This is a genomic window from Kriegella aquimaris, from assembly GCF_900103215.1.
GTDB classification, from domain to species: domain Bacteria; phylum Bacteroidota; class Bacteroidia; order Flavobacteriales; family Flavobacteriaceae; genus Kriegella; species Kriegella aquimaris.
The window spans coordinates 82,597-107,208 of sequence record NZ_FNGV01000014.1 but is presented as its reverse complement, the minus strand read 5'-3'; the positions used below and the strand labels follow the sequence as shown (position 1 = coordinate 107,208).

Annotated in this window: 35 protein-coding genes; 2 read left to right on the top strand and 33 right to left on the bottom strand. The window is 39.7% G+C overall.

Translation table 11 applies throughout. The features are described 5' to 3' along the window. Positions 1 to 28: 28 nt before the first annotated feature. The 33 genes from carA to rpsL form a co-directional block, all read right to left on the bottom strand. Entirely contained in the window at positions 29 to 1,141 is a 1,113-nt protein-coding gene (carA, locus tag BLS33_RS20245) for a glutamine-hydrolyzing carbamoyl-phosphate synthase small subunit (protein ID WP_089894133.1), read from the bottom strand. Between the two features lie 85 nt (positions 1,142 to 1,226). Then, a complete protein-coding gene (gene rplQ, locus BLS33_RS20240) occupies positions 1,227 to 1,769 on the bottom strand; it encodes a 50S ribosomal protein L17 (protein ID WP_089894130.1) in 543 nt (180 codons plus the stop codon). A gap of 60 nt (positions 1,770 to 1,829) precedes the next feature. Beyond that, a complete protein-coding gene (locus BLS33_RS20235; protein ID WP_089894125.1) occupies positions 1,830 to 2,822 on the bottom strand; it encodes a DNA-directed RNA polymerase subunit alpha in 993 nt (330 codons plus the stop codon). A gap of 18 nt (positions 2,823 to 2,840) precedes the next feature. Beyond that, positions 2,841 to 3,446 carry a 30S ribosomal protein S4 gene (rpsD, locus tag BLS33_RS20230; RefSeq protein WP_089894123.1) on the bottom strand — a complete coding sequence of 202 codons (606 nt, stop codon included), beginning with the start codon at positions 3,444 to 3,446 and terminating at the stop codon, positions 2,841 to 2,843. A gap of 88 nt (positions 3,447 to 3,534) precedes the next feature. Further along, positions 3,535 to 3,927: a 30S ribosomal protein S11 gene (rpsK, locus tag BLS33_RS20225; protein ID WP_089894120.1), complete on the bottom strand. Its 393-nt coding sequence runs from the start codon at positions 3,925 to 3,927 to the stop codon at positions 3,535 to 3,537. Between the two features lie 98 nt (positions 3,928 to 4,025). Beyond that, complete coding sequence (gene rpsM, locus BLS33_RS20220; RefSeq protein WP_089894112.1) at positions 4,026 to 4,400, bottom strand: 30S ribosomal protein S13; 375 nt, start codon at positions 4,398 to 4,400, stop codon at positions 4,026 to 4,028. A 2-nt stretch (positions 4,401 to 4,402) separates the two neighbouring features. Next, on the bottom strand, positions 4,403 to 4,519 hold the full coding sequence (gene ykgO, locus BLS33_RS20215; protein WP_089894109.1) for a type B 50S ribosomal protein L36: 117 nt from the start codon (positions 4,517 to 4,519) through the stop codon (positions 4,403 to 4,405). Positions 4,520 to 4,538: 19 nt separating this feature from the next. After that, positions 4,539 to 4,754 carry a translation initiation factor IF-1 gene (infA, locus tag BLS33_RS20210; RefSeq protein ID WP_013751343.1) on the bottom strand — a complete coding sequence of 72 codons (216 nt, stop codon included), beginning with the start codon at positions 4,752 to 4,754 and terminating at the stop codon, positions 4,539 to 4,541. Positions 4,755 to 4,758: 4 nt separating this feature from the next. Then, positions 4,759 to 6,102, bottom strand: coding sequence for a preprotein translocase subunit SecY (gene secY / locus BLS33_RS20205; protein WP_089894106.1), 1,344 nt, complete (start codon positions 6,100 to 6,102; stop codon positions 4,759 to 4,761). 12 nt (positions 6,103 to 6,114) lie between these two features. After that, positions 6,115 to 6,567 (bottom strand): 50S ribosomal protein L15, encoded by a 453-nt coding sequence (gene rplO, locus BLS33_RS20200; protein ID WP_089894103.1) that lies wholly within the window; start codon positions 6,565 to 6,567, stop codon positions 6,115 to 6,117. A gap of 11 nt (positions 6,568 to 6,578) precedes the next feature. Continuing rightward, positions 6,579 to 6,761 carry a 50S ribosomal protein L30 gene (gene rpmD / locus BLS33_RS20195; RefSeq protein WP_089894098.1) on the bottom strand — a complete coding sequence of 61 codons (183 nt, stop codon included), beginning with the start codon at positions 6,759 to 6,761 and terminating at the stop codon, positions 6,579 to 6,581. 55 nt (positions 6,762 to 6,816) lie between these two features. Further along, positions 6,817 to 7,341 carry a 30S ribosomal protein S5 gene (rpsE, locus tag BLS33_RS20190; RefSeq protein WP_089894095.1) on the bottom strand — a complete coding sequence of 175 codons (525 nt, stop codon included), beginning with the start codon at positions 7,339 to 7,341 and terminating at the stop codon, positions 6,817 to 6,819. An 8-nt stretch (positions 7,342 to 7,349) separates the two neighbouring features. Continuing rightward, on the bottom strand, positions 7,350 to 7,706 hold the full coding sequence (rplR, locus tag BLS33_RS20185) for a 50S ribosomal protein L18 (protein WP_089894092.1): 357 nt from the start codon (positions 7,704 to 7,706) through the stop codon (positions 7,350 to 7,352). Positions 7,707 to 7,718: 12 nt separating this feature from the next. Continuing rightward, positions 7,719 to 8,261 carry a 50S ribosomal protein L6 gene (gene rplF / locus BLS33_RS20180; RefSeq protein WP_089894089.1) on the bottom strand — a complete coding sequence of 181 codons (543 nt, stop codon included), beginning with the start codon at positions 8,259 to 8,261 and terminating at the stop codon, positions 7,719 to 7,721. A 19-nt stretch (positions 8,262 to 8,280) separates the two neighbouring features. Continuing rightward, positions 8,281 to 8,679 (bottom strand): 30S ribosomal protein S8, encoded by a 399-nt coding sequence (gene rpsH / locus BLS33_RS20175; RefSeq protein WP_089894086.1) that lies wholly within the window; start codon positions 8,677 to 8,679, stop codon positions 8,281 to 8,283. Between the two features lie 65 nt (positions 8,680 to 8,744). Further along, positions 8,745 to 9,014, bottom strand: a complete 270-nt coding sequence (gene rpsN / locus BLS33_RS20170) for a 30S ribosomal protein S14 (protein ID WP_089894083.1) — start codon at positions 9,012 to 9,014, stop codon at positions 8,745 to 8,747. Between the two features lies 1 nt (position 9,015). Beyond that, positions 9,016 to 9,567, bottom strand: coding sequence for a 50S ribosomal protein L5 (gene rplE / locus BLS33_RS20165; protein ID WP_089894080.1), 552 nt, complete (start codon positions 9,565 to 9,567; stop codon positions 9,016 to 9,018). A 2-nt stretch (positions 9,568 to 9,569) separates the two neighbouring features. Further along, entirely contained in the window at positions 9,570 to 9,884 is a 315-nt protein-coding gene (gene rplX, locus BLS33_RS20160) for a 50S ribosomal protein L24 (RefSeq protein WP_089894078.1), read from the bottom strand. Between the two features lie 9 nt (positions 9,885 to 9,893). Beyond that, positions 9,894 to 10,262, bottom strand: coding sequence for a 50S ribosomal protein L14 (rplN, locus tag BLS33_RS20155; protein ID WP_089894076.1), 369 nt, complete (start codon positions 10,260 to 10,262; stop codon positions 9,894 to 9,896). Positions 10,263 to 10,264: 2 nt separating this feature from the next. Beyond that, entirely contained in the window at positions 10,265 to 10,522 is a 258-nt protein-coding gene (rpsQ, locus tag BLS33_RS20150; protein ID WP_089894073.1) for a 30S ribosomal protein S17, read from the bottom strand. 13 nt (positions 10,523 to 10,535) lie between these two features. Then, a complete protein-coding gene (gene rpmC, locus BLS33_RS20145; RefSeq protein WP_089894070.1) occupies positions 10,536 to 10,727 on the bottom strand; it encodes a 50S ribosomal protein L29 in 192 nt (63 codons plus the stop codon). 13 nt (positions 10,728 to 10,740) lie between these two features. Beyond that, entirely contained in the window at positions 10,741 to 11,166 is a 426-nt protein-coding gene (gene rplP / locus BLS33_RS20140; RefSeq protein ID WP_089894067.1) for a 50S ribosomal protein L16, read from the bottom strand. Positions 11,167 to 11,183: 17 nt separating this feature from the next. After that, positions 11,184 to 11,909, bottom strand: a complete 726-nt coding sequence (rpsC, locus tag BLS33_RS20135; protein WP_089894064.1) for a 30S ribosomal protein S3 — start codon at positions 11,907 to 11,909, stop codon at positions 11,184 to 11,186. 1 nt (position 11,910) lies between these two features. Then, a complete protein-coding gene (rplV, locus tag BLS33_RS20130; protein ID WP_089894062.1) occupies positions 11,911 to 12,318 on the bottom strand; it encodes a 50S ribosomal protein L22 in 408 nt (135 codons plus the stop codon). 3 nt (positions 12,319 to 12,321) lie between these two features. Continuing rightward, positions 12,322 to 12,600 (bottom strand): 30S ribosomal protein S19, encoded by a 279-nt coding sequence (gene rpsS, locus BLS33_RS20125; RefSeq protein ID WP_089894059.1) that lies wholly within the window; start codon positions 12,598 to 12,600, stop codon positions 12,322 to 12,324. A gap of 14 nt (positions 12,601 to 12,614) precedes the next feature. Beyond that, on the bottom strand, positions 12,615 to 13,439 hold the full coding sequence (gene rplB, locus BLS33_RS20120; protein ID WP_089894058.1) for a 50S ribosomal protein L2: 825 nt from the start codon (positions 13,437 to 13,439) through the stop codon (positions 12,615 to 12,617). A gap of 9 nt (positions 13,440 to 13,448) precedes the next feature. Beyond that, positions 13,449 to 13,739: a 50S ribosomal protein L23 gene (gene rplW, locus BLS33_RS20115; protein ID WP_089894054.1), complete on the bottom strand. Its 291-nt coding sequence runs from the start codon at positions 13,737 to 13,739 to the stop codon at positions 13,449 to 13,451. A gap of 7 nt (positions 13,740 to 13,746) precedes the next feature. Next, complete coding sequence (gene rplD, locus BLS33_RS20110; protein WP_089894052.1) at positions 13,747 to 14,376, bottom strand: 50S ribosomal protein L4; 630 nt, start codon at positions 14,374 to 14,376, stop codon at positions 13,747 to 13,749. Further along, entirely contained in the window at positions 14,376 to 14,993 is a 618-nt protein-coding gene (gene rplC, locus BLS33_RS20105; protein ID WP_089894048.1) for a 50S ribosomal protein L3, read from the bottom strand. The genes rplD and rplC overlap by 1 nt, the downstream gene beginning before the upstream one ends. A 203-nt stretch (positions 14,994 to 15,196) precedes the next feature. Continuing rightward, entirely contained in the window at positions 15,197 to 15,502 is a 306-nt protein-coding gene (rpsJ, locus tag BLS33_RS20100) for a 30S ribosomal protein S10 (protein ID WP_007094989.1), read from the bottom strand. A 10-nt stretch (positions 15,503 to 15,512) separates the two neighbouring features. Further along, positions 15,513 to 17,645 carry an elongation factor G gene (gene fusA / locus BLS33_RS20095; RefSeq protein WP_089894044.1) on the bottom strand — a complete coding sequence of 711 codons (2,133 nt, stop codon included), beginning with the start codon at positions 17,643 to 17,645 and terminating at the stop codon, positions 15,513 to 15,515. 6 nt (positions 17,646 to 17,651) lie between these two features. Beyond that, positions 17,652 to 18,128 carry a 30S ribosomal protein S7 gene (gene rpsG / locus BLS33_RS20090; protein WP_089894041.1) on the bottom strand — a complete coding sequence of 159 codons (477 nt, stop codon included), beginning with the start codon at positions 18,126 to 18,128 and terminating at the stop codon, positions 17,652 to 17,654. Positions 18,129 to 18,229: 101 nt separating this feature from the next. Next, entirely contained in the window at positions 18,230 to 18,604 is a 375-nt protein-coding gene (gene rpsL / locus BLS33_RS20085) for a 30S ribosomal protein S12 (RefSeq protein WP_013305196.1), read from the bottom strand. A gap of 765 nt (positions 18,605 to 19,369) precedes the next feature. Between rpsL and BLS33_RS20080 the strand changes: the two genes are divergently transcribed. Together BLS33_RS20080 and BLS33_RS20075 are read left to right on the top strand one after the other, a co-directional pair. Continuing rightward, complete coding sequence (locus tag BLS33_RS20080; RefSeq protein WP_089894038.1) at positions 19,370 to 22,630, top strand: SusC/RagA family TonB-linked outer membrane protein; 3,261 nt, start codon at positions 19,370 to 19,372, stop codon at positions 22,628 to 22,630. An 11-nt stretch (positions 22,631 to 22,641) separates the two neighbouring features. Beyond that, positions 22,642 to 24,201, top strand: coding sequence for a SusD/RagB family nutrient-binding outer membrane lipoprotein (locus BLS33_RS20075; RefSeq protein WP_089894035.1), 1,560 nt, complete (start codon positions 22,642 to 22,644; stop codon positions 24,199 to 24,201). Positions 24,202 to 24,612: the final 411 nt, after the last annotated feature.

Genomic DNA, 24,612 nt, shown 5'->3' with positions numbered 1-24,612 from the left:
AAATAACATTAATTTAAACTACAACGTTTTAGTTGACCGCCGATTTGATCATATCAAAGAATTGATCGAAAAGGTAATCGGCATCATGCGGACCAGGACTTGCTTCAGGATGGTACTGAACGGAAAACACATCTTTATTCTTCATACGTATTCCTGCAACGGTCTTGTCATTCAAATGTACATGTGTGATTTCAAGTTCAGGGTTGGCTTCGGTTTCTTCCCTGTTGATGGCAAAACCATGATTTTGGGATGTAATCTCTCCTTTACCTGAAACCAAATTCATAACGGGATGATTAATACCCCTATGACCGTTATGCATCTTAAAGGTGGAAACACCATTTGCCAAGGCAATAACTTGGTGCCCTAAACAAATACCGAATAGTGGCTTTTCACTGGCAATCAATCCCTTTGTTGTTTCGATAGCAGCTGTCAATGGTTCCGGATCCCCAGGACCATTTGAAATAAAATAGGCATCTGATTGCCATTCGGCCATCTCGGCATATGAAGTGTCGTATGGAAACACTTTTATATAAGCATCTCTTTTTGCGAGATTTCTCAGAATATTCTTTTTGATACCGATGTCAAGTGCCGCTATTTTATAAGTTGCATTTTCATCACCCACATAATAGGGCTCTTTGGTCGACACCTTTGAAGAAAGTTCCAAACCTTCCATGCTCGGTACTTTTTCCAATTCCTTTTTGAGGTTATCAATATTTTTAACATCGGTAGAAATCACAGCGTTCATGGCCCCATTATCCCGAATATAGCTAACCAGGGCTCTTGTATCTACATCTGATATGGCAAATAAGTTACTGGCATTTAAAAATTGTTCGAGGCTGGCATCCGCACTTGGTCGCGAATAGTTATAGCTAAAATTCTTACAGATTAATCCTGCAATTTTAACCGAGTCCGATTCCACCTCGTCGGCATTGGTTCCATAATTTCCGATATGCGCATTGGTAGTGACCATTAATTGACCAAAATAGGAAGGATCCGTAAATATTTCCTGGTAGCCCGTCATTCCCGTATTAAAACATACTTCACCAAAGGCCGTACCTTCTTTATCGCCAACAGACTTCCCATGAAAAATGGTCCCGTCTGCAAGCAACAATAATGCTTTTCTTTTAGATTGATATTTCATGTTCTATTTTATTTGACAAAAAAACATAAAAAAAGGATAGTCTTCAAAGACTATCCTTTTATACTTATTAAAATATACTAACATTTTATTCTTCAGAATCATCTGCTTTAACTTCGGCATCAGCAACATTTTCAACAGCCTTTTCTTCAGTATCAGCTACAACCACTGGTGGTGTCTCTTCTTTTTTACCGCCGCTTCTTCTACTTCTTCTAGTAGATTTCTTCTTAGGTTGACCAGCGTTGTAAAGTTCGTTAAAATCGACCAACTCTATCATGGCCATATCAGCATTATCCCCTAGACGGTTACCCAACTTAATTATACGCGTGTATCCACCTGGTCTATCACCTACTTTTTCAGAAACTGCACCGAACAACTCTGTAATCGCATACTTGTCTCTCAAGTATTTAAAAACAATACGTCTGTTATGCGTCCCTTTATCTGCAGTTTGATTATTCTCAGCTTTTGATTTGGTAATCAATGGTTCTACAAACTGTTTTAGGGCTTTCGCCTTGGCTACTGTAGTGTTAATTCTCTTATGCTCTATTAGGGAACAAGCCATATTGGCCAACATAGCCGTTCTGTGGGCTTTCTTTCTCCCTAAATGATTTACTTTTTTACCGTGTCTCATTACTTTTATTTTATCATCTTGCTACCAAACTCGTAAGACCGAGGAGCAAAATATGATTACTTAATCTTTATCTAATTTATATTTTGATAGGTCCATTCCGAAGCTAAGTCCCTTATTGATAACCAACTCTTCCAATTCGGTCAAGGATTTTTTTCCAAAATTCCTAAACTTCATCAAGTCGTTCTTATTAAAAGAAACCAAATCGCCTAACGTATCAACTTCTGCAGCCTTCAAACAATTTAAGGCACGAACCGATAGATCCATATCTACCAATTTAGTTTTCAACAATTGACGCATGTGCAACGATTCTTCGTCGTAAGTCTCTGTTTGTGCTATTTCATCAGCTTCAAGAGTGATGCGCTCATCGGAGAATAACATGAAGTGATGTATCAAGACCTTTGCTCCCTCTGTCAATGCATCTTTCGGATGTATTGAACCATCGGTAACTATCTCAAAAACCAATTTTTCATAATCGGTCTTTTGCTCTACACGGAAGTTTTCAATGCTATATTTAACATTCTTGATAGGTGTAAAAATAGAATCTACTGCAATAGTTCCAATAGGTGCGTCAGATTTTTTATTCTCCTCAGCAGGAACATAACCTCTACCTTTATCAATGGTTATCTCCATGTTGATACTCACCTTAGGATCCATGTTGCAAACAACCAAATCAGGATTCAAGACTTGATATCCAGAAATAAATTTCTGAAAATCACCGGCAGTCAATTGCTCTTTTCCGCTTACGGAAATAGAAACAACTTCTGATTCTGAATCATCAATTTGCTTTTTGAAACGAACTTGTTTCAAGTTCAAAATAATCTCTGTCACGTCTTCAACAACACCAGAAATTACCGAAAACTCATGTTCTACTTTGTCGATTCTAACCGAAGTGATGGCATGCCCTTCCAAAGATGAAAGCAATACCCTTCTTAATGCGTTCCCAACAGTCAATCCATAACCAGGTTCCAAAGGGCGGAATTCAAACTTCCCTTCGAAATCTGAGGAATCGATCATTATTACTTTATCGGGTTTCTGAAAATTAAATAATGCCATAATTGGATCAGTGTTGTTTTATTTTGAGTATAACTCGACGATTAATTGTTCTTTGATGTTCTCCGGAATCTGCATACGTTCGGGAACCGCTACAAAGGTTCCTTCCTTTTTTTCAGTATTCCAGGTAATCCATTCATAAACGCTACTGTTCGCCGACAACGCATCTTGAATAGTCTGCAAAGACTTTGACTTTTCCCTAACACCGACAACATCACCGGGTTTAAGAGAGTATGATGGAATGTTTACCAATTCACCGTTAACCGTAATGTGTCTGTGAGATACTAATTGTCTCGCACCTCTTCTAGATGTAGAAATACCCATACGGTACACGACGTTATCTAAACGAGATTCACATAATTGAAGTAATACCTCACCGGCAACACCTTCTTTTCTTTTGGCGCTGGTGAACAAGTTTCTAAATTGTTTCTCTAGAATACCATAGGTATATTTGGCCTTTTGCTTCTCCATTAACTGAACAGAGTACTCAGACTTTTTACCACGACGTCTGTTGTTACCGTGTTGTCCTGGGGGGTAGCTCTTTTTTTCAAAAGCTTTGTCCTCTCCGAAAATCGCTTCACCGAATTTTCGTGCAATCTTACTTTTTGGTCCTGTATATCTTGCCATTTTCTTTTAATTTGAAGTGTGATTATGAATTAAGGCTTATCCTTCGATAATCGTTATCTACACTTCTGTGAAATATATTAATATTGGATTAAACTCTTCTTCTTTTAGGAGGTCTACAACCGTTGTGTGGCATTGGTGTAACATCAATAATCTCTGTTACTTCAATTCCTGAATTGTGGATGGTACGAATTGCAGATTCTCTACCATTACCAGGACCTTTTACGTATACCTTCACTTTTCTAAGTCCTGCTTCATGAGCAACTTTGGAACAATCTTCGGCAGCTACTTGAGCGGCATAAGGTGTGTTTTTCTTAGAACCTCTAAAACCAAGTTTCCCGGCCGATGACCAAGAGATTACATCGCCTTTCTTGTTGGTCAATGAGATAATGATATTATTAAAGGATGCAGTAACATGAGCCTCACCTACCGAGTCTACAATTACCTTACGCTTTTTTGCTGTTTTTGTACTTGCCTTTGCCATATTTTATAGTTTCTAGTTGTTAGTTGTTAGTATTAGAATCCTAGACTTTTACATTTCAAACAGATTCAATCTAACTACCAAATACTAATGACTTTTAATTATTTAGTTGCTTTCTTTTTGTTGGCAACTGTTTTTCTTTTTCCTTTTCTTGTCCTAGAATTGTTCTTGGTACGTTGTCCTCTCAATGGTAACCCAGATCTATGACGTATACCTCTGTAGCATCCGATATCCATCAAACGCTTAATATTCAATTGAGTCTCTGAACGCAATTCTCCTTCTATGGTAAAAGAAGCGACTGCCTCACGTATACGACCTATTTCATCATCGTTCCATTCCGAAACTTTCGTATCTTCACTCACTTGGGCTTTCTCCAAAATTTCTTTAGCCCTACTATTACCAATTCCAAAAATATAGGTAAGGGCGATTACGCCTCTCTTCTGTTTTGGTATATCAATACCTGCAATTCTAGCCATAATTATCCTTGTCTTTGTTTAAATCTAGGATTCTTTTTGTTGATTACGTACAACCTGCCATTTCTACGTACAATCTTGCACTCGGCACTTCTCTTTTTTATTGATGCTCTTACTTTCATCTTTCTCTCTTTCTTATTCTTAATACCTGTATGTTATTCTCGCCTTAGACAAATCGTAAGGACTCATCTCCAATTTAACTTTATCCCCAGGAAGCAGTTTTATATAATGCATTCGCATTTTTCCCGAGATATGCGCCGTTACCACATGCCCATTCTCCAATTCTACACGAAACATCGCATTCGACAATGCTTCGATTATAGATCCATCTTGCTCTATTGCTGCTTGTTTAGCCATAACGTTATGCTACTTTTCTATTTTTGCCCGTTTTCATCAAACCGTCATAATGCCTGTTCAATAAATAAGCGTTCACCTGCTGAACGGTGTCAATAGCCACACCTACCATAATCAGTAACGATGTACCACCATAAAACAAAGCCCATCCTGCCTGAATACCCATAAGCTTGACCACCACTGCTGGAAGTACCGCTAAAAGCGCCAAAAATACGGAACCAGGTAATGTTATCAAAGACATTATTTTATCTAAGAAATCGCCTGTTTCCTTTCCTGGCCGAACACCCGGAATAAAACCTCCACTGCGCTTCAAATCATCGGCCATTTTATTCGTAGGTACTGTAATCGCAGTATAAAAATAGGTAAAGACAATAATTAGAAAAGCGAACAACAAATTGTATGCTAAACCAAAAATATCATTAAACTGTACCTCCATCCATTGTCCGACAGCCGTATCATTAAATGTTTTACCCAATAAACCCGGTGCAAACATAATTGCCTGCGCAAAGATAATAGGCATTACCCCAGAAGCATTCAATTTTAAGGGAATATATTGCCGTGATCCCATAATATTTTTCTCGTATCCACCAGATGCGGTTCTACGCGCATACTGTACTGGAATCTGACGTGTCGCCATAACCAGCAGAACACTTGCCAAGATGACCAAGAACCATATGATGATCTCAATCAAAATGAACATTAAACCTCCATTATTATCGACAGTTCTTGAAATAAATTCTTGAACGAACGATTGCGGCATGGTGGCGATTATACCTATCATAATCAATAAAGAGATTCCATTACCGATACCTTTATCCGTAATTTTTTCTCCCAACCACATGGCAAAAACACAACCAGTAACTAGAATAATTACCGCTGGAATCATAAAGTCAAGTCCTTTTCCTAAAAGAAAAGCACTATCACGTACTCCGAACGCCTCCAATCCATAAAGATAAGCTGGCGCCTGAACGATACAAATACCAATTGTTAACCAACGTGTAATTTGATTCTTTGTCTTTCTTCCACTCTCACCCTCTTTATCCAATTTCTGTAGATAAGGAACCGCTATACCCATCAACTGTACAACAATCGATGCCGATATGTAAGGCATGATACCCAATGCAAAAATGGAAGCATTGGAAAACGCACCACCGGTAAAAGCATTTAATAAACCAAAAATACCTTGGTCAGTACTAGAGGCCAATTCTGCCAATTGTTTGGAATCGATACCGGGAAGCACTATTTGGCAACCAAAACGGTACACCAAAAGAAGACCTAGAGTAAGAATAATTCTATTTCTTAGCTCCTCAATCTTCCAAATATTGGCTATTGTCTCAAAGAATTTCTTCATGCTATGCTTTGGTTATAAACTTATTGCCTCTCCACCAGCGGCCTCAACAGCAGCTTTGGCACTAGATGTAAATTTATGTACTGAAATCTTTAGGGGTGCCTTTAATTCACCACCACCTAAAATCTTCACCAAATCGTTTTTGCGAACCAATCTGTTCTCAATAAGTGTATCAAGTGTTATGGTATCCTTAACAACTTTTTTGTCTACCAACTCCTGTAACTTATCCAGGTTGATTCCTTGATATTCTTTTCGGTTGATGTTCGTAAAACCAAATTTAGGAACACGTCGTTGCAATGGCATTTGACCACCTTCGAAACCGATTTTTTTAGAGTAACCCGATCTCGACTTCGCGCCTTTATGTCCTCGAGTGGCAGTACCTCCCTTTCCGGAGCCCTGACCTCTTCCTACTCTCTTTCCTTCTTTCTGAACAGCGCCATCCGCTGGTTTTAAATTGCCTAAATTCATTGGACCTATAATTAAGCTTCTTCTGTAGAAACTAAGTGTTTAACTTTATTTATCATGCCAACAATATTGGAAGTCGCCTCATGCTCTACGACTTGACCAATTCTTCGCAAACCAAGTGCTTCAAGTGTCCTCTTTTGATTCTGAGGTCTCTTGATACCACTTTTCAACTGTTTTACCTTTATCTTCTTTGCCATCTTTTTAGTAATTCGTAGCTAAGTAACCAGCTCACCGGCACTTAATACTATTATTTTATCCCTTAAAAACCTTTTCCAAAGAAACACCACGTTGTTTTGCAACCGTGCTAGCACCTCTCAGCTGTAAAAGTGCATCAAAGGTAGCCTTAACGACATTATGGGGGTTTGATGAGCCTTGAGATTTGGAAAGTACATCTTGTACTCCAACAGATTCAAGAACCGCCCTAACGGCGCCACCTGCAATAACTCCAGTACCGTGTGATGCTGGCTGAATATAGACACGCGCACCTCCGAACTTTCCTTTCTGCTCATGCGGAACGGTAGCTTTGTTCAAAGGAATACGGATAAGATTTTTCTTTGCATCTTCAATAGCTTTCGCAATTGCAGTAGCAACTTCTTTAGACTTGCCCAAACCATGCCCTACGACACCATTCTCATCACCAACGACCACTATAGCTGAAAAGCCAAATGCCCTACCACCTTTAGTTACCTTGGTAACCCTTTGAACACCGACCAATTTATCTTTCAGATCTAACCCTCCAGGCTTTACGGTCTCTACGTTTTTGTATTTCTGGTACATATTCTCAATTAAAATTTTAGTCCTGCTTCCCTTGCGCCATCGGCCAAAGATTTCACCCGGCCATGATAAAGGTTACCCCCTCTATCAAAAGCAACTTTCTCTATTCCTGATTCTTTACACTTTTCAGCAATAGTTTTTCCTACAAGGGTAGCCAATTCAGACTTAGTGCCCTTATTTTTAGCCAAATCCTTATCCCTTGATGAGGCAGACAGTAAAGTCTCACCTTTATTATCATCAATAACTTGGGCATAAATTTCACTATTACTTCTAAAAACGGAGAGTCTTGGTCTTTCGGCAGTTCCGAAAGAAACTTTACGTATTCTCCTTCTAATTCTAAATTTTCTCTCGGTCTTCGATAATCCCATGATACTTAATTATTATGCTGATTTACCCGCTTTTCTTCTTAATTGTTCACCAACAAATTTGATACCTTTTCCTTTGTACGGCTCAGGCTTGCGAAATGAACGTATTTTTGCCGCTACTTGACCCACTAACTGTTTGTCATGCGATGTCAACTTTACGATAGGGTTTTTACCTTTTTCAGAGACAGTCTCGATTTTTACTTCCGGCGCTATGTCTAGCACAATATTGTGCGAAAAACCTACTGCCAAATCTAATTTCTGACCTTGATTACTAGCCCTGTATCCAACTCCAACCAGCTCCAGTTCCTTGGTCCATCCTTTGGAAACTCCTTCAACCATATTCAAGATCAAAGATCTGTATAGACCGTGTTTCGCCTTGTGCTCTTTCGAATCTGATGGCCTAGTTACCCATGCCTGACCGTCTTCGACCTTAATGGAAACCCCTGAAAACTCTTGGACCAGTTCACCCAACTTACCTTTTACAGTAACTTCATTATCCTTTACCTCTATGGTCACACCATCAGGAATCGCTATTGGATTATTACCTATTCTTGACATTTCTTAATTCTTTATCACATTAATATACATAGCACAATACCTCGCCACCAACATTCTCGTTCTTGGCCTGCTTGCTGGTCATTACTCCATGCGATGTTGACACTATAGCCACACCAAGACCGTTCAGAACTCGAGGCAAATCTTGCGAACCTGTATACTTACGTAGACCGGGTTTACTAATGCGCTCTAATTTCTTAATAACCGGATCTTTGGTCATTTTATCGTACTTAAGTGCAATTTTGATAGAACCCTGCACTTTATCGTCTTCGAATTTATAACTTAAAATATAACCTTGATCGAATAATATTTTAGTTATCTCCTTCTTTACTTTTGAGGAAGGAATCTCAACAACTCTATGACCCGCTCTACTGGCGTTTCTAATTCTTGTTAAATAATCTGCTATAGTATCTGTAACCATATTTATCTTATTCGGTAACGGTTTTTAGCATCATTGCTAAACCTGAAACCAGTTATTCAATTGTCTTACCAGCTGGCTTTTTTTACCCCAGGAATCAAGCCTTGATTCGCCATCTCCCTGAACATAACCCTGGAAATTCCAAAAGTACGCATGTAACCTTTAGGTCTTCCCGTTAACTTGCAACGATTATGCAAACGTACAGGTGAAGCGTTTCTCGGAAGTTTCTGCAAGCCTTCGTAATCACCTGCTTCTTTCAACTCTTTTCTTCTCTCCGCATATAAAGCAACTGTTTTTGCTCTTTTTCTTTCACGGGCCTTCATTGATTCTTTAGCCATACTAGTTCTTTTTAAAAGGTAATCCCAGTTCTGTTAATAATGATTTCGCTTCCTTGTCCGTCTCGGCCGTAGTCACAAAAGTTATATCCATTCCGTTGATTCTATTGATTTTATCAATATTAATCTCAGGAAAAATAATCTGTTCGGTAACGCCAAGGCTATAATTGCCACGACCATCAAAACCAGTAGCGCGAATACCTTGAAAATCTCTTACACGTGGTAACGCAGAAGTCACCAACCTGTCTAAGAATTCGTACATTCTTTCTCCACGAAGTGTAACCTTCGCTCCAATCGGCATACCTTTTCGTAGCTTAAATGCCGCAACATCTTTCTTCGACATTGTAGAAATCGCCTTTTGCCCAGTGATATTGGTCAATTCGTCTACAGCATGATCGATTAGCTTTTTATCGGCCACAGCGGCACCAACGCCTCTACTGACAACGATTTTTTCTAATTTCGGAACCTGCATGACGTTCTTGTAGCCAAATTCCTTTCTAAGCGCATCTACTACACGCTCCCTATATTCCTTTTTTAATCTTGCAACGTAAGCCATAACTAAATTACTTCATTGGATTTTTTGGAAAACCTGACTTTCTTACCATCTCTAACTTCATAACCGACCTTAGTCGTCTCACCAGATTTGGAATCAATCAATGCCAAATTGGATATATGAATAGGAGCTTCTTTTTTAGTGATGCCCCCTTGTGGGTTTTTAGCACTCGGTTTTTCATGTTTAGAGACCAAATTAGCTCCCTCAACAATTGCCTTGTTCTTTTCAATGTCAACTCGTAAAACCTTGCCTTCCGTACCTTTATGGTCGCCAGCAACAATTTTTACGGTATCCCCTGTTTTTATCTTTAACTTTTTCATTCTAATAGTTTAAAGCACCTCTGGAGCTAATGAAACAATTTTCATGAACTGTTTGTCACGAAGCTCTCTGGCCACCGGTCCGAAAACACGTGTACCCCTCATCTCCCCTGTAGGGTTCAACAACACACAAGCGTTGTCATCAAAGCGGATATAAGAACCATCGGGTCTTCTAACCTCTTTTTTTGTTCTAACTACCACCGCAGTAGAAACAGCTCCTTTTTTAATACCGCCGTTGGGTGTCGCCTCTTTCACGGCAACAACAATCTTGTCACCTATAGAAGCGTACCTCCGTTTTGTACCTCCGAGAACTCGGATGGTCAAAACTTCTTTGGCCCCTGTATTGTCTGCTACCTTTAATCTGGATTCTTGCTGTAACATAATTATTTAGCTCTTTCTAGGATTTCTACTAACCTCCAACATTTAGTCTTGCTCAAAGGGCGTGTCTCCATAATCTTTACAGTATCGCCAATATTGCAGTCGTTCTTCTCGTCGTGTGCAACATATTTCTTTGTTTTCAACACGAACTTACCGTACATCGGGTGCTTTACACGCTTAACTTCGGAAACCACAATTGATTTCTCCATTTTGTCACTGGTTACTACCCCGACTCTCTCTTTTCTTAAATTTCTATTTTCCATAAAGCCGAACCAATTATTGGTTTTCCCTATTAGTTAATTCCGTTGCCAATCGTGCAACCGTTCTTCTTACCTTTCTTATCTGAAGTGGGTTCTCCAACGGAGTTACAAAATGGGCCGTTTTTAAATCGGTATGCTGTTTTTTGAATTCAGCAAGCTTTTCATTCAGCTCTTCGACCGACATTTTCTTTATTTCCTGTTTTTTCATGCCTCCCTAAAATTTAATCTTGATGAACATAGTCTCGAGCGACAATGAACTTTGTCTTTACCGGTAATTTTTGTGCAGCCAATCTCAATGCTTCTTTGGCAATGTCCATAGGAACTCCGGCGACCTCAAATAAAACTCTACCTGGTTTGACCACGGCCACGAAATATTCTGGAGCACCTTTACCTTTACCCATACGAACCTCCAATGGCTTTTTGGTAATTGGCTTATCCGGAAATATTTTAATCCATAGCTGTCCTTCCCTTTTCATATATCTAGTAGCAGCAATACGTGCCGCTTCTATCTGACGCGATGTTAAAAAATTAGAATCCAGAGTTTTAATGCCGAACATACCATTTGAAAGTTGATGTCCTCTACCCGCATCACCTTTCATGCGGCCTTTTTGCATTTTACGAAACTTGGTTCTTTTTGGCTGTAACATTTCTTATTCTTTAAAAATTACTTTCTACGGCGGGGTTTTCTACCACCGTCTTGCTGCTTTCCGCCTCCTTTACCACCTTGACTTTTCGACATACCGACCAAAGGAGAAAGATCCCGTTTGCCATATACTTCACCCTTCATTATCCACACTTTAATACCTAATCTTCCGTAGGTCGTATGTGCTTCATGCAAAGCATAATCAATATCAGCCCTAAAAGTGGACAATGGAATTCTTCCGTCTTTATATGACTCGGAACGCGCCATTTCAGCTCCGTTCAAACGTCCTGAAATCTGAATCTTAATTCCTTCAGCATTCATTCGCATCGCCGCAGCAATAGCCATTTTTATAGCTCTACGAAAAGATATCCTACTTTCAATCTGACGTGCTACACTGGCAGCAACCAAATTAGCATCTAGCTCAGGTCTCTTAATTTCGTAAATATTGATCTGAACTTCTTTATTGGTAATTTTTTTAAGCTCTTCTTTTAGCTTATCAACTTCTTGACCACCTTTACCAATGATAATACCAGGTCTCGCCGTTGTTATTGTTACCGTAATCAGTTTAAGCGTGCGCTCTATAATAACTCTAGAAACACTTGCCTTTGCTAAACGAGCATGGATATATTTCCTTATCTTATCGTCTTCGGCAAGTTTATCACCATAATCGTTTCCACCATACCAGTTAGACTCCCATCCTCTGATGATTCCTAGACGATTTCCTATCGGATTTGTTTTCTGTCCCATTCTAGCTTTCTATATTATTGTTAGACCCCAACACCAATGTTACGTGATTGGAACGTTTTCGTATTCTATGGGCCCTTCCTTGGGGTGCCGGACGCAGTCTTTTCAACATACTTGCACTGTCAACCCGTATCTCTTTTACAAAAAGGTCTGCATCTTCAACACTTGCCTCTTCATTCTTTGCTTGCCAATTGGCCAAAGCTGAAAGTAAAAGCTTCTCTAATCTACGTGACGCCTCTTTAGGATTGAACCTTAATATCGCCAAAGCCTTTTCAACTTGTACCCCTCTAACCAAATCCGCCACAAGACGCATTTTTCTAGGAGATGTTGGGCAATTGTTCAATTTAGCAAAAGCCACTTGTTGTTTTTCAGCCTTAATTCTTTCGGCCATCTGTCTTTTTCGAACTCCCATAGCTTACTTTTTACCTTTATTTTTCGCTCCCGCATGTCCTCTAAAGGATCGCGTAGGAGAAAATTCACCCAATTTATGACCAACCATGTTTTCGGTAATATATACGGGAACAAATTGTCTTCCGTTGTGAACCGCAATAGTCAAACCAACAAAATCTGGTGTTATCATCGATGCCCTTGACCATGTTTTGATAACCGTCTTCTTTCCAGAAGATGCATTTTGCTCAATCTTCTTCTCCAGGCTATAATGAACGTAAGGTCCTTTTTTTAATGAACGTGCCATTTCTTTCTACTTTTTTATTTCTTTCTACGTTCTAAAATATATTTGTTGGTGCTCTTAGTCTTGGTACGGGTTCTGAATCCTTTTGCAGGAATTCCGTTCCTAGATCTCGGATGCCCTCCGGAAGCCCTTCCTTCACCACCACCCATTGGGTGATCGACAGGGTTCATTGCTACCGGTCTTGTTCTTGGTCTTCTACCCAACCATCTACTACGGCCAGCCTTACCAGAAACCAACAGCTGATGATCTGAATTAGATATCGCACCAATGGTAGCCAAACAACCCGAAAGGATCAATCTTGTTTCCCCCGATGGCAATTTAACGGTAACGAATTTTCCGTCTTTGGCCATCAATTGCGCGAACGTACCAGCACTTCTAGCCATTACCGCTCCCTGACCAGGTCGCAGCTCTATACATGAAATAATAGTACCTAACGGAATAGCACTTAAAGGAAGTGCATTTCCAATTTCCGGCGCAACAGAAGAACCTGTAGATACCTCTTGACCAACCTGAAGTCCGTTTTGAGCTATTACATATCGCTTTTCACCATCAGCATATTCCAACAAAGCGATAAACGCCGTTCTGTTCGGATCATACTGAATAGACTTTACGGTCGCAGCAACATCTTGCTTATCCCTTTTAAAATCTATTACACGATACCTTCTTTTATGACCACCACCTCTATGGCGCATAGTCATCTTTCCTTGACTGTTTCTACCTCCCGACTTTTTTAACGGAGCAAGCAAGCTTTTCTCCGGCTTATCAGTAGTAATGGCGTCAAATCCATTTACTACTCTAAAACGCTGTCCTGGAGTGATTGGTTTTAATTTTCTAACTGACATCTTTAGTCTCTATAGATTACTGTAAAAATCAATAATATCACCTTCTACTACATCAACGATCGCCTTCTTGACCGAATTGGTCTTTCCGTGCTGCACACCTGTTTTGGTGTATCGTGATTTTCTTTTTGGGCCGTAATTCATTGTACGTACTTTCTTAACAGAAACACCATACGTTGCCTCAACCGCATCTTTAATCTGTATCTTGTTCGCTCTTGGATCTACAATGAAACCATAACGATTGAGCAACTCGCTATCCGCGGTCATTTTTTCCGTTATAATTGGCTTTATCAACACACTCATGGTTTTCCTATTTATTTAAGTTCGATTGCAACCCTTCCAAAGCGCCTTCAAGCAATACGATATTATTTGCATTCAATATCTTGTAAGTACTTAATTCTGAGCTACTTATCACTTCAGAACGCTTTAAATTACGCGAAGACAAATATACGCTATTATTTGAATCGCCCAACACAAACAAAGATTTTTTGTTTTCTAAGCCCAAAGACTTCAAAACTTGCATAAAATCTTTAGTCTTAGGCACTTCAAAATTAAAGTCTTCAACGACTAAAATAGCTTGCTCTTTTGACTTGATACTCAACGCAGATCTCCGCGCTAAACGTTTCAAGTTTTTATTAAGCTTTTGCTTATAATCCCTAGGTCTTGGTCCGAATATTCTACCACCACCTCTAAAAATCGGTGACTTTATACTACCTGCCCTTGCAGTACCCGTTCCTTTCTGTTTCTTAATCTTTCTGGTACTACCAGCAATCTCACCACGCTCTTTCGATTTATGCGTTCCTTGTCGTTGGTGCGCCAAATATTGCTTGACATCCAAATACACTGCGTGATTGTTCGGCTCTATTGCGAAAACCTCATCCAAAAGGTCTACCTTTCTTCCGGTTTCTTTTCCTTTAATATCTAAAACTGCTACTTTCATTACTTCTCAATAGTTACGTAAGCGTTTTTATGACCAGGCACACAACCTTTTACTACTAAAAGATTCTTTTCTGGAACTATTTTTAACACTCTCAGGTTTTGAACAGTAACTCTATCACCGCCCATTCTACCAGCCATTTTCATCCCCTTAAATACTCTTGAGGGTGTTGAGGCTGCACCGATAGAACCAGGAGCCCTCAACCTGTTGTGCTGACCGTGAGTAGCCTGACCGACACCGGCAAAGCCATGTCTTTTCACAACACCTTGAAAACCTTTTCCTTTTGATGTACCAATGACATCAACAAATTCTCCTTCTCGGAAAACATCGACACCAACAGTGTCACCTAATTTGTATTCACCTTCAAAATCTCGGAATTCAACGACTGTTTTCTTTGGAGAAGAACCTGCTTTTTTAAAGTGGCCCGATTCGGCCTTATTAGCACGTTTCTCTGCCTTGTCATCGAAACCAAGCTGAAGGGCACTGTACCCGTCGACCTCTTCGGTTCTGACTTGGGTAATCACGCATGGTCCAGCTTCAATGACAGTACACGGGATATTCTTTCCGTTCTCATCAAAAATACTGGTCATGCCTACTTTTTTTCCTATTAACCCAGACATAATTTATTTATATTTATTATTCAACTATTACTCAAAATTTCTTGCAAAAAAACAGGGCTAAGAAATCATCCAGCCCTGAATGTATTCTTTTTCCGTTTTTCCTTTGCACGCAGCTCCGGACATGTTCATTCCCACGCCATGGGAATATGTGTTTCGTTTCTCATCTATAATTTGACGAGACTCCCGCTTTTCGGGAATAAAAACTAAACCTTGATCTCTACCTCGACACCACTTGGAAGCTCTAACTTCATAAGTGCATCAATAGTTTTAGATGAAGAGCTATAAATATCCAAAAGCCTTTTATACGAACTCAATTGAAATTGCTCTCTAGATTTCTTATTTACGTGCGGAGAACGCAAAACTGTAAATATCTTTTTATGAGTTGGCAATGGAATTGGTCCAGTCACCACAGCTCCGGTTGTTTTAACCGTTTTTACAATTTTCTCAGCAGACTTGTCTACCAAATTATGATCGTAAGATTTTAATTTTATTCTAATTTTCTGACTCATCTTCTAAAAATTATGCAGTTACACCTTTAGCTGCCTTAATGACTTCCTCTGAAATATTCGATGGAGTTTCTGCATAGTGAGAGAATTCCATAGTTGACGTTGCCCTACCTGAAGACAATGTTCTTAACGAAGTAACATAACCAAACATTTCTGAAAGAGGCACTGTACCTTTTACAACTTTCGCTCCGGCTCTATCACTCATATTCGTAATAGTACCCCTTCTACGGTTAAGGTCACCTACGATATCACCCATGTTTTCTTCAGGTGTAATCACCTCAATTTTCATGATTGGCTCCATAATAACAGCTCCAGCAGCTTTACCTGCAGCTTTATAACCCATTTTGGCAGCTAATTCGAATGATAATGCATCAGAATCCACAGGGTGGAAAGATCCATCTTTTAAAACTACTTTCATAGTGTCCATTTCAAATCCAGCTAAAGGTCCATTTTGCATTGCTGCCGCAAAACCTTTCTGTACAGATGGAATAAATTCTTTGGGTATACGCCCACCTTTTATTTCATCAACAAACTGCAACCCATCTCCTTCGAAATCATCATCAGCAGGACTCATCTCGAATACAATGTCACCAAACTTACCACGACCACCAGATTGCTTCTTATAAGTTTCTCTGTGAGCAGCCATTTTAGTAAGCGCTTCTTTGTATTCAACCTGAGGCTGACCCTGATTAACTTCAACTTTAAATTCGCGCCTTAAGCGATCAACGATTATATCTAAGTGAAGCTCACCCATACCAGAAATAATGGTCTGACCTGACGCCTCATCAGTTTTTACTTGAAAAGTAGGATCTTCTTCAGCCAATTTTGCCAAAGCCATACCCAACTTATCTACATCAACCTTGGTCTTAGGCTCAACAGCGATACCAATTACCGGATCAGGAAAGTCCATACTCTCCAATACAATAGGATGCTTTTCAGCAGACATTGTATCTCCCGTCTTAATATCTTTAAAACCTACCGCAGCTCCAATGTCTCCAGCTTCGATGTAATCAATTGCATTTTGTTTATTCGAGTGCATTTGATAAATCCGCGAAATACGTTCCTTTTTACCTGAACGGTTGTTCAAAATATAAGAACCCGCATCTAAACGGCCAGAATATGTTCTAAAGAAAGCTAAACGACCAACAAAAGGGTCTGTTGCAATCTTGAAAGCTAAAGCAGCAAATGGCTCCTTTACGTCCGGCTTTCGACTTATTGACTCACCAGTATCTGGATGCGTACCTATAATTGCCTCTTTATCCATCGGAGATGGCAAATACCTACAAACAGCATCCAACAAAAATTGAACACCTTTATTTTTAAAGGAAGAACCACAAATCATAGGAATAATAGCCCTATCCATCACTGCAGCCCTTAAAGCGGCATGCACTTCTTCTTCTGTAATCGAATCTTCATCTTCGAAGAACTTCTCCATCAATTCTTCATCATACTCAGCTACGGCCTCAATTAAAGCCGCTCTGTACTCACGCACTTCAGCTTTCATTTCTTCAGGAATGTCGATCACATCAAAAGTGGCACCAAAACCCTCTTCATGCCAAACTATAGCCCTATTCTTGGCCAAATCAACAATACCCCTAAAATCAGCCTCATCACCAATTGGCAATACAATAGGCACAGCATTAGAGCCTAACATTTCCTTGACTTGCTTACACACCATCAAGAAATTAGCGCCCTGACGATCCATTTTGTTCACAAAACCGATACGCGGCACTTTATAGTTGTCGGCCAATCTCCAGTTCGTTTCAGACTGAGGCTCCACACCATCAACTGCACTAAAAAGAAAAACCAAACCATCCAATACACGTAAAGATCTATTTACCTCAACGGTAAAATCAACGTGCCCAGGGGTGTCAATAATATTAAAATGATAATCTTTAGTATCAGGTAATGGTTTTGCATTCTCCAAAGGAAACTTCCATGTACATGTAGTAGCGGCCGAAGTAATGGTTATCCCACGCTCCTGCTCCTGCTCCATCCAGTCCATAGTCGCAGCACCATCATGCACTTCGCCTATCTTATGACTAACACCCGTATAAAAAAGTATACGTTCCGTAGTCGTAGTTTTTCCAGCATCAATGTGCGCAGCGATACCAATATTTCTTGTATATTTTAAATCTCTTGCCATTTCTGATTAAAATCTAAAGTGAGAAAATGCCTTATTAGCTTCCGCCATTCTATGCGTATCCGTTCTTTTCTTCACGGCCGCACCTTCTTCCTTAGAGGCAGCCAATATTTCGGCAGCCAATTTCTGTGGCATTCCTTTTTCATTACGTTTACGCGCAAAACTAATCAACCACTTCATAGCCGTCGATATTTTACGATCTGGTCTAATCTGCATCGGAATCTGAAATGTAGCACCACCTACACGTCGGCTACGAACCTCAACATGGGGCATTACATTCGAGAGAGCGTCTTTCCACAACTCCAATGCCGTTTTTTCTTCATCAGTCTTCTTTTCCTCAACAATATCAATTGCTTCATAAAATACACTGAACGCAATTGATTTTTTACCATCCCACATCATCATGTTTACAAAACGCGTAACCAATTGATCATTAAACCTAGGATCTGGTAAAAGCGGTCTTTTCTTTGCCTGTTTTTTTCTCATTTTTCAAAGTTTGCGGTTTGCATCGGGCTTTTCTGGCTTATTAATCAAGAAGCTCAACGCTCCCCTATATTAAACCAAGGACCCATACAACCCTAATTCATTTACTTCTTAGGGCGTTTTGCTCCGTATTTAGACCTTCTTTGGGTTCTTCCTGCAACACCTGCAGTATCCAAAGCACCTCTTACGATGTGGTATCTAACTCCTGGCAAATCTTTCACCCTTCCGCCTCTAACCAATACTATCGAGTGCTCTTGTAAATTGTGTCCCTCTCCTGGAATGTAGGCGTTAACCTCCTTACCATTAGTCAACCTTACCCTAGCAACTTTTCGCATTGCTGAGTTTGGTTTCTTTGGAGTGGTCGTATATACACGGGTACATACCCCTCTCCTTTGTGGACACGAATCCAAAGCAGCCGATTTACTCTTCTTGGTAATTGTGGCCCTTCCTTTTCGTACTAATTGTGAAATTGTTGGCATACTATTATATATGTATAAAAAAACTTAGCCCCGTTTTAGGGCTGGCAAATGTAATGATATTTAGCAATAATTCAAATCCTATTCCATTAATTTTATTGGATTTTTTTAAATCATCGCAAAACACCTCAATTAACAGTGCTAAAATGGACACCAAACATTGAAACAACAAGATCAAATAGCTAATGCAGCGTTTTAAAAAAAACTGAATTCAAACTTAAAAGAAATTAAAATTTTAAATGAAAAGGAATTTCAAATCAAGCGCCCATCTTAATTCACCAATACCCTATCAGAGCATTGTTCCATAATGGACCCTATTCTCTCCATTATTTGAAAAGCGACACTGCTCTAATCTGCACCCCATAAAAAAACCATGAAACCCTCCTTTAAAACCCTAATGAAAATAAACTTCCGATTCTATCCCCTTTAAATCATCTCTAAAAAAAGACGACACCCCCAAAACACATTAAAAAGAATCAAAACCCAACAAAAAACATTGAGATTTATGATTCAACAACACATTTCTTAGCGTTTTATCATTTTACTAATTATTTAACAAAAATTAACCGGCTTTCACTTAAGACCGTAGGAATTTCTGTTGTATTTGTAATAAGCCTTCCGTTTATTGTTAAATAAATCTTAAAACATTCCAATAATTGACATTATTTAACAACTCAAAAACTATGCATGCATAAGTTTTTCATTCAAAAAGTTGGAATATTAACACGGTTTTAGGATTTTTATGCCACTAATTCAAATAATTATAAGATGAAGACAAAGTTAAGTGGAATGCTAACGCTACTATTAGCGTTGGTCGCGCAACTATCGTTTGCGCAACAAACCGTTTCAGGTACGGTTACCGACCAAGTAGGCCTGCCCTTGCCCGGTGTAAATATTGTTATTAAGGGCTCTACAACGGGAACACAAACCGATTTTGACGGAAATTACTCGCTTTCGGCAAATACCGGGGATTTTCTTGTATTTTCCTATATAGGACAAAAAACCACAGAAATTGCTGTAGGGAATAGCAGTACCATCAATGTAAAAATGGAAGAAGATGCTGAAGCTCTTGAGGAAGTAGTGGTTACAGCTTTGGGTATTTCAAGGGACAAAAAATCTTTGGGTTACTCTACACAAGAGGTACAAGGCGAAGATTTAAATACCGTAAAAAGTGGCAACTTCGTTAATGCTCTTTCAGGGAAAGCTTCAGGTATTCAAATCAAAAAGAACAACAACTTAGGCGGTTCTACCAATGTGGTTATTAGAGGAAACGCCTCATTGACCGGTAGCAACCAGGCCCTGTTCGTTATTGACGGTGTGCCGGTGAATAACACCAACACCAATTCGAAATATCAAGGTGAGGCAAGCGGTAACTATTATGATTATGGTAATACAGCTTCCGATATAAACCCCGATGATATTGCATCGGTCAACGTGTTAAAAGGTGCGGCCGCTTCTGCCCTATATGGTTCTAGAGCTGCCAACGGTGTCATTATGATCACCACAAAAAAAGGAAAAGACGCCCAGGGAATTGGGGTTACCGTTAATTCAGGAATTACCATAGGTTCTATTGACAAAAGTACTTTTGCCAAGTATCAAGATCAATACGGAGCCGGTTATGGGGCTTATTACGATGGCCCTGGTGGATTCTGGTATGAAGAAGATATTACAGGCAACGGAAGTAACGATCAGGTTTCCGTGTATACCGAAGATGCTTCTTATGGAGCGCCTTTTGATCCAAACCTGTCAGTATATCAGTGGGACTCCTTTGACCCAGATTCTCCAAATTACAGAACGGCAACTCCTTGGGTCAATGCCAAAAATGGACCGATAACATTTTTTGAAACCCCGATCACAACGACCAATTCAGTTTCTTTTGCAAGGTCTTACGACGATGATGGATCTTTTCGATTGAATTACACACGATTTGATCAAAGTGGCCTGATGCCTAACAGCTCAATTAAAAAGCATAACTTTTCTATGAGCGGGTCTTTTAATTTAACAGATCGCTTAACGATTACAGGATACGCCAATTACATCAACACCAATGCACTGGGTCGTAACTCAACAGGTTACGGTGATAACATCATCGGTAATTTTAAACAATGGTGGCAGACCAATGTTGATATTAAAGAGCAAAGGGATATTTATTTCGCCACCAAAAGGAATGTTACATGGAACCCTGCAACTAGCGATCCCGGTTCTGCACCTATCTTTTGGGACAACCCCTATTGGACTCGTTATGAAAATTACCAAAATGATTCTAGAAATCGTTTTATAGGTAACGTATCGTTGGATTATAAATTTACGGATTGGCTAAACTTTACCGCAAGGGCAGCCACCGACACCTATTCCGAAATACAGGAGGAAAGAAGGGCAAACGGTAGTGTACCAACAAGTTTTGGTATTCCCGATAGTGGCGGAAACCGAGGAAATGTGGATTCTGGTTACGGAAGAAGAAATCTAGACGTTACGGAAACCAATTACGATTTCATGTTTAACTTTCAAAAAGACCTTTCCGAGAAATTCAATTTAAAAGGAATCGTTGGTACCAATATTCGAAGAAGTGAGTTTCAATCCATTTATTCCGCCACAAGTGGAGGGTTGAGTGTTCCAAAACTGTATTCGCTACAAAACAGTACAGGTCCACTTTCACTACCTGTTGAAATAGCTGAAAAAATAGGCGTCGATGGTATTTATGCAAGTGCATCCTTAGGCTTCGACAGAACACTTTTTGTAGATGCCACCATAAGAAGAGACCACTCTTCCACATTGCCTGAAGACAATAGTAGTTTTTACTATCCTTCTATTGCCACGAGTTTTGTGTTTTCAAATCTTTTGAACACAGATTTCATAACCTTTGGTAAACTAAGAGCCAATTATGCAGAAGTAGGTAACAGTGCACCTTTCGATTTTCTTTATGACACATACAATGTAAACATTCCTCCAGGGGCGCCAAGTACATCCGTTGATAATCAAAAGAAGAACCCAGATTTAAAACCTGAGAAAACAGAAAGTTTTGAAGTCGGATTGGAAATGAAGTTTTTACGTAATAGGTTAAGTTTTGATTTGGCCTATTACCAAACCAATTCCATCGATCAAATTTTCGGGGTACCCGTATCAAGAGCTACCGGCTATCAGGAAAAAATTCTAAATGCAGGTGAAATTGAAAACAAAGGTGTGGAGGTTTCCATATCTGGAAATCCTGTAAGAACGGAAAACTTCAGTTGGACTGCCATGGTCAACTGGACAAAGAATAAAAATGAGGTGGTATCATTGGAAGATGGTATTAATACTTTACAGTTAGGGGATTTCCAAGGTGGGGTAACCCTCAATGCCGAGGTCGGACAACCTTACGGAATCATATACGGTACCGACTACACCTATCTCGATGGACAAAGAGTGGTTGACCCCTCTAATGGCCAATATATAAAAACCGCTACGTCTGATCAAAACATTGGAGATACCAACCCAGAGTGGATGATGGGAATATCCAACAAGTTCAACTACAAAAATCTTACCTTCAGCTTTTTAATCGACATACAAAAGGGAGGTAGTATTTTTTCATTGGACCAGTACTACGGTCTTGCAACCGGCTTATACGAAGAAACCGTATTTATCAACGATTTGGGCAATCCTGTTAGAAATTCCTTGGCCGACGGTGGAGGATTTATCAATGAAGGTGTAAACCCAGATGGAACAACAAACACTTCCAGAATTAACGCCAGTGTATTTGGTGCTTGGGGATATAGAAGAGGTTTACCGGATAAAGCATTTGTCTATGATGCCAGCTATGTAAAATTACGTGAAGTGGCACTTACCTATAATCTGCCCAGCAAATTATTGACAGACACTTTCTTGACCAATGCCAGTTTAAGTTTAATTGGGTCCAACCTATGGATAATAGACAAAAATATTCCGCATGAAGATCCAGAAGGTGGTTTGTCTGCAGGCAACGTTCAAGGGTATTCAGTTGGTTCTTTGCCAACTACAAGGGATTTTGGTGTCAATCTTAAATTACAATTCTAAAAAATATAAAAATGAAAAAACTAGCAATAATAATTACTGCCGTGATTTTTGCTTCTTGTTCCAGTGAGCTGGAAAGTCTGAACGAGAACATCAAAGATCCATTGGCCGTACCTGGTGAAAGTTTGTTTACCGGGGCGCAGAAAAACTTGGTCGACCAGGTGGTTGATTTGAATGTTAACAATAACAACACAAAACTTTGGGCCCAGTATTTACAGGAAACAACCTATACTGACGAAAGTAACTACGATCAGGTAACCAGAACCATTCCTGCAACACATTGGAGTGTTTTGTACAAGAATGTTCTAAAGGATTTGGATGAGGCCAAGAAAGTTATCGAGGCAACGACATATACCACCACTGAGCTTGAGGCCTTGAAACCTAATAAGTTGACCATTATCGAGATTCTTAACATCTACACTTATGGTCTTTTAATAGAAACCTTTGGCGATGTACCTTATACTGAAGCATTGGATATCGACAATCTTCTACCTAAATATGATGATGGCGAAACGGCCTATAAAGATTTAATAGGAAGACTGACTACCGCTATTGATGCTTTGGATGAGAGCACTGAAAGTTTTGGAAGTGCCGATAGAATATATAATGGAGACGTAGCCCTATGGAAGAAGTTTGCTGCTTCCCTAAAATTAAGAATGGGAATTCTTTTATCCGATGTTGATGAGGTCTTTGCCAAGAGCACTGTCGAAAGTGCCGTTGCAACAGGTGTATTTGAAAGTAATGCGGATAATGCATCTTACGAATATTTAGGTTCCGATCCAAATACAAATCCGATTTATGACAATTTAGTCTTAAGTGGAAGGAAAGATTTTGTTGCCGCAACGACCATTATAGATATCATGCAGCCCAGAAGCTATGAGTATTTGGAAGATTCCAATGAAGACGGGGAGATAAATGAAGATGATGACCGTACCGTGGTACCTGGTTCGGTAACAAGTACTGACCCTAGAATGAAGTATTATTTCGCATCCAACGTAGATGTGGATCCTTCAGTTGAACAAGTGGTGTATATTGGAGGAGGAATTGGCAGCACTGCAAATTATGCCTCCCATACCCATGTATCTGCCCAATTAGAAGAAGCAACATTTCCCGGTATCATTTTAGACTATGCAGAGGTACGCTTTTTATTGGCCGAAGCACGGGCTAGGTCATTTGAAGTTGGTGGAACTGCAAAAGAGCATTATGATGCTGCTATTACAGCCTCCATTCTTGACTGGGGAGGTTCTGACGCAGAGGCTACGACCTATTTGGCCGAACCTTCTGTAGATTATGATACGGCTATTGCAGCAAGTACGGCCGCCACGCCTTGGAAAGAGGTAATCGGTACCCAAAAGTGGATTGCACTTTACAACAGGGGACTAGAAGCTTGGACCTCTATTAGGCTGTTGGACTACCCACTTATGGCAACTCCTGCAGAGGCCGTTTCTGGTTTTCCTAACAGATATACCTATCCAATTTTAGAACAGTCTTTGAACGGAGCCAATTATGGTTCGGCTTCTTCCGCCATAGGTGGCGATGAAGCAGAGACTAAACTTTTTTGGGATCTATTTTAAAAATCACCGCTTTCTATAAGTGATTTACGGAATCATAAAAGAACGCCGTGGAAGAAAATTTTCTTCCACGGCGTTCCTATTTTATGGGCCCCATCAAATGGATATTGAAATTCAGATTAGAATCTTTATATATAAAACACAAAATTCAAGGCGCCCTCTTAAGGCCTTCTGTTGATTACCAAAACTATAAGCAGCCTACATACAACTCACAATACGACATTTATTGGAGCTTAGGGCATTTGAACCTGATTACGGCGAGCGGCAATAATAGTACGTATGCGCATGACCAAACCCTTTGTTGTCTTAAATAGGCTCCAAACATCACATACTTTCATCACAATTTACCAAAACTGCCCTTTATTATGATTTTCATAATAATTTAACAATAAATAACATTTACACCTCCATAAA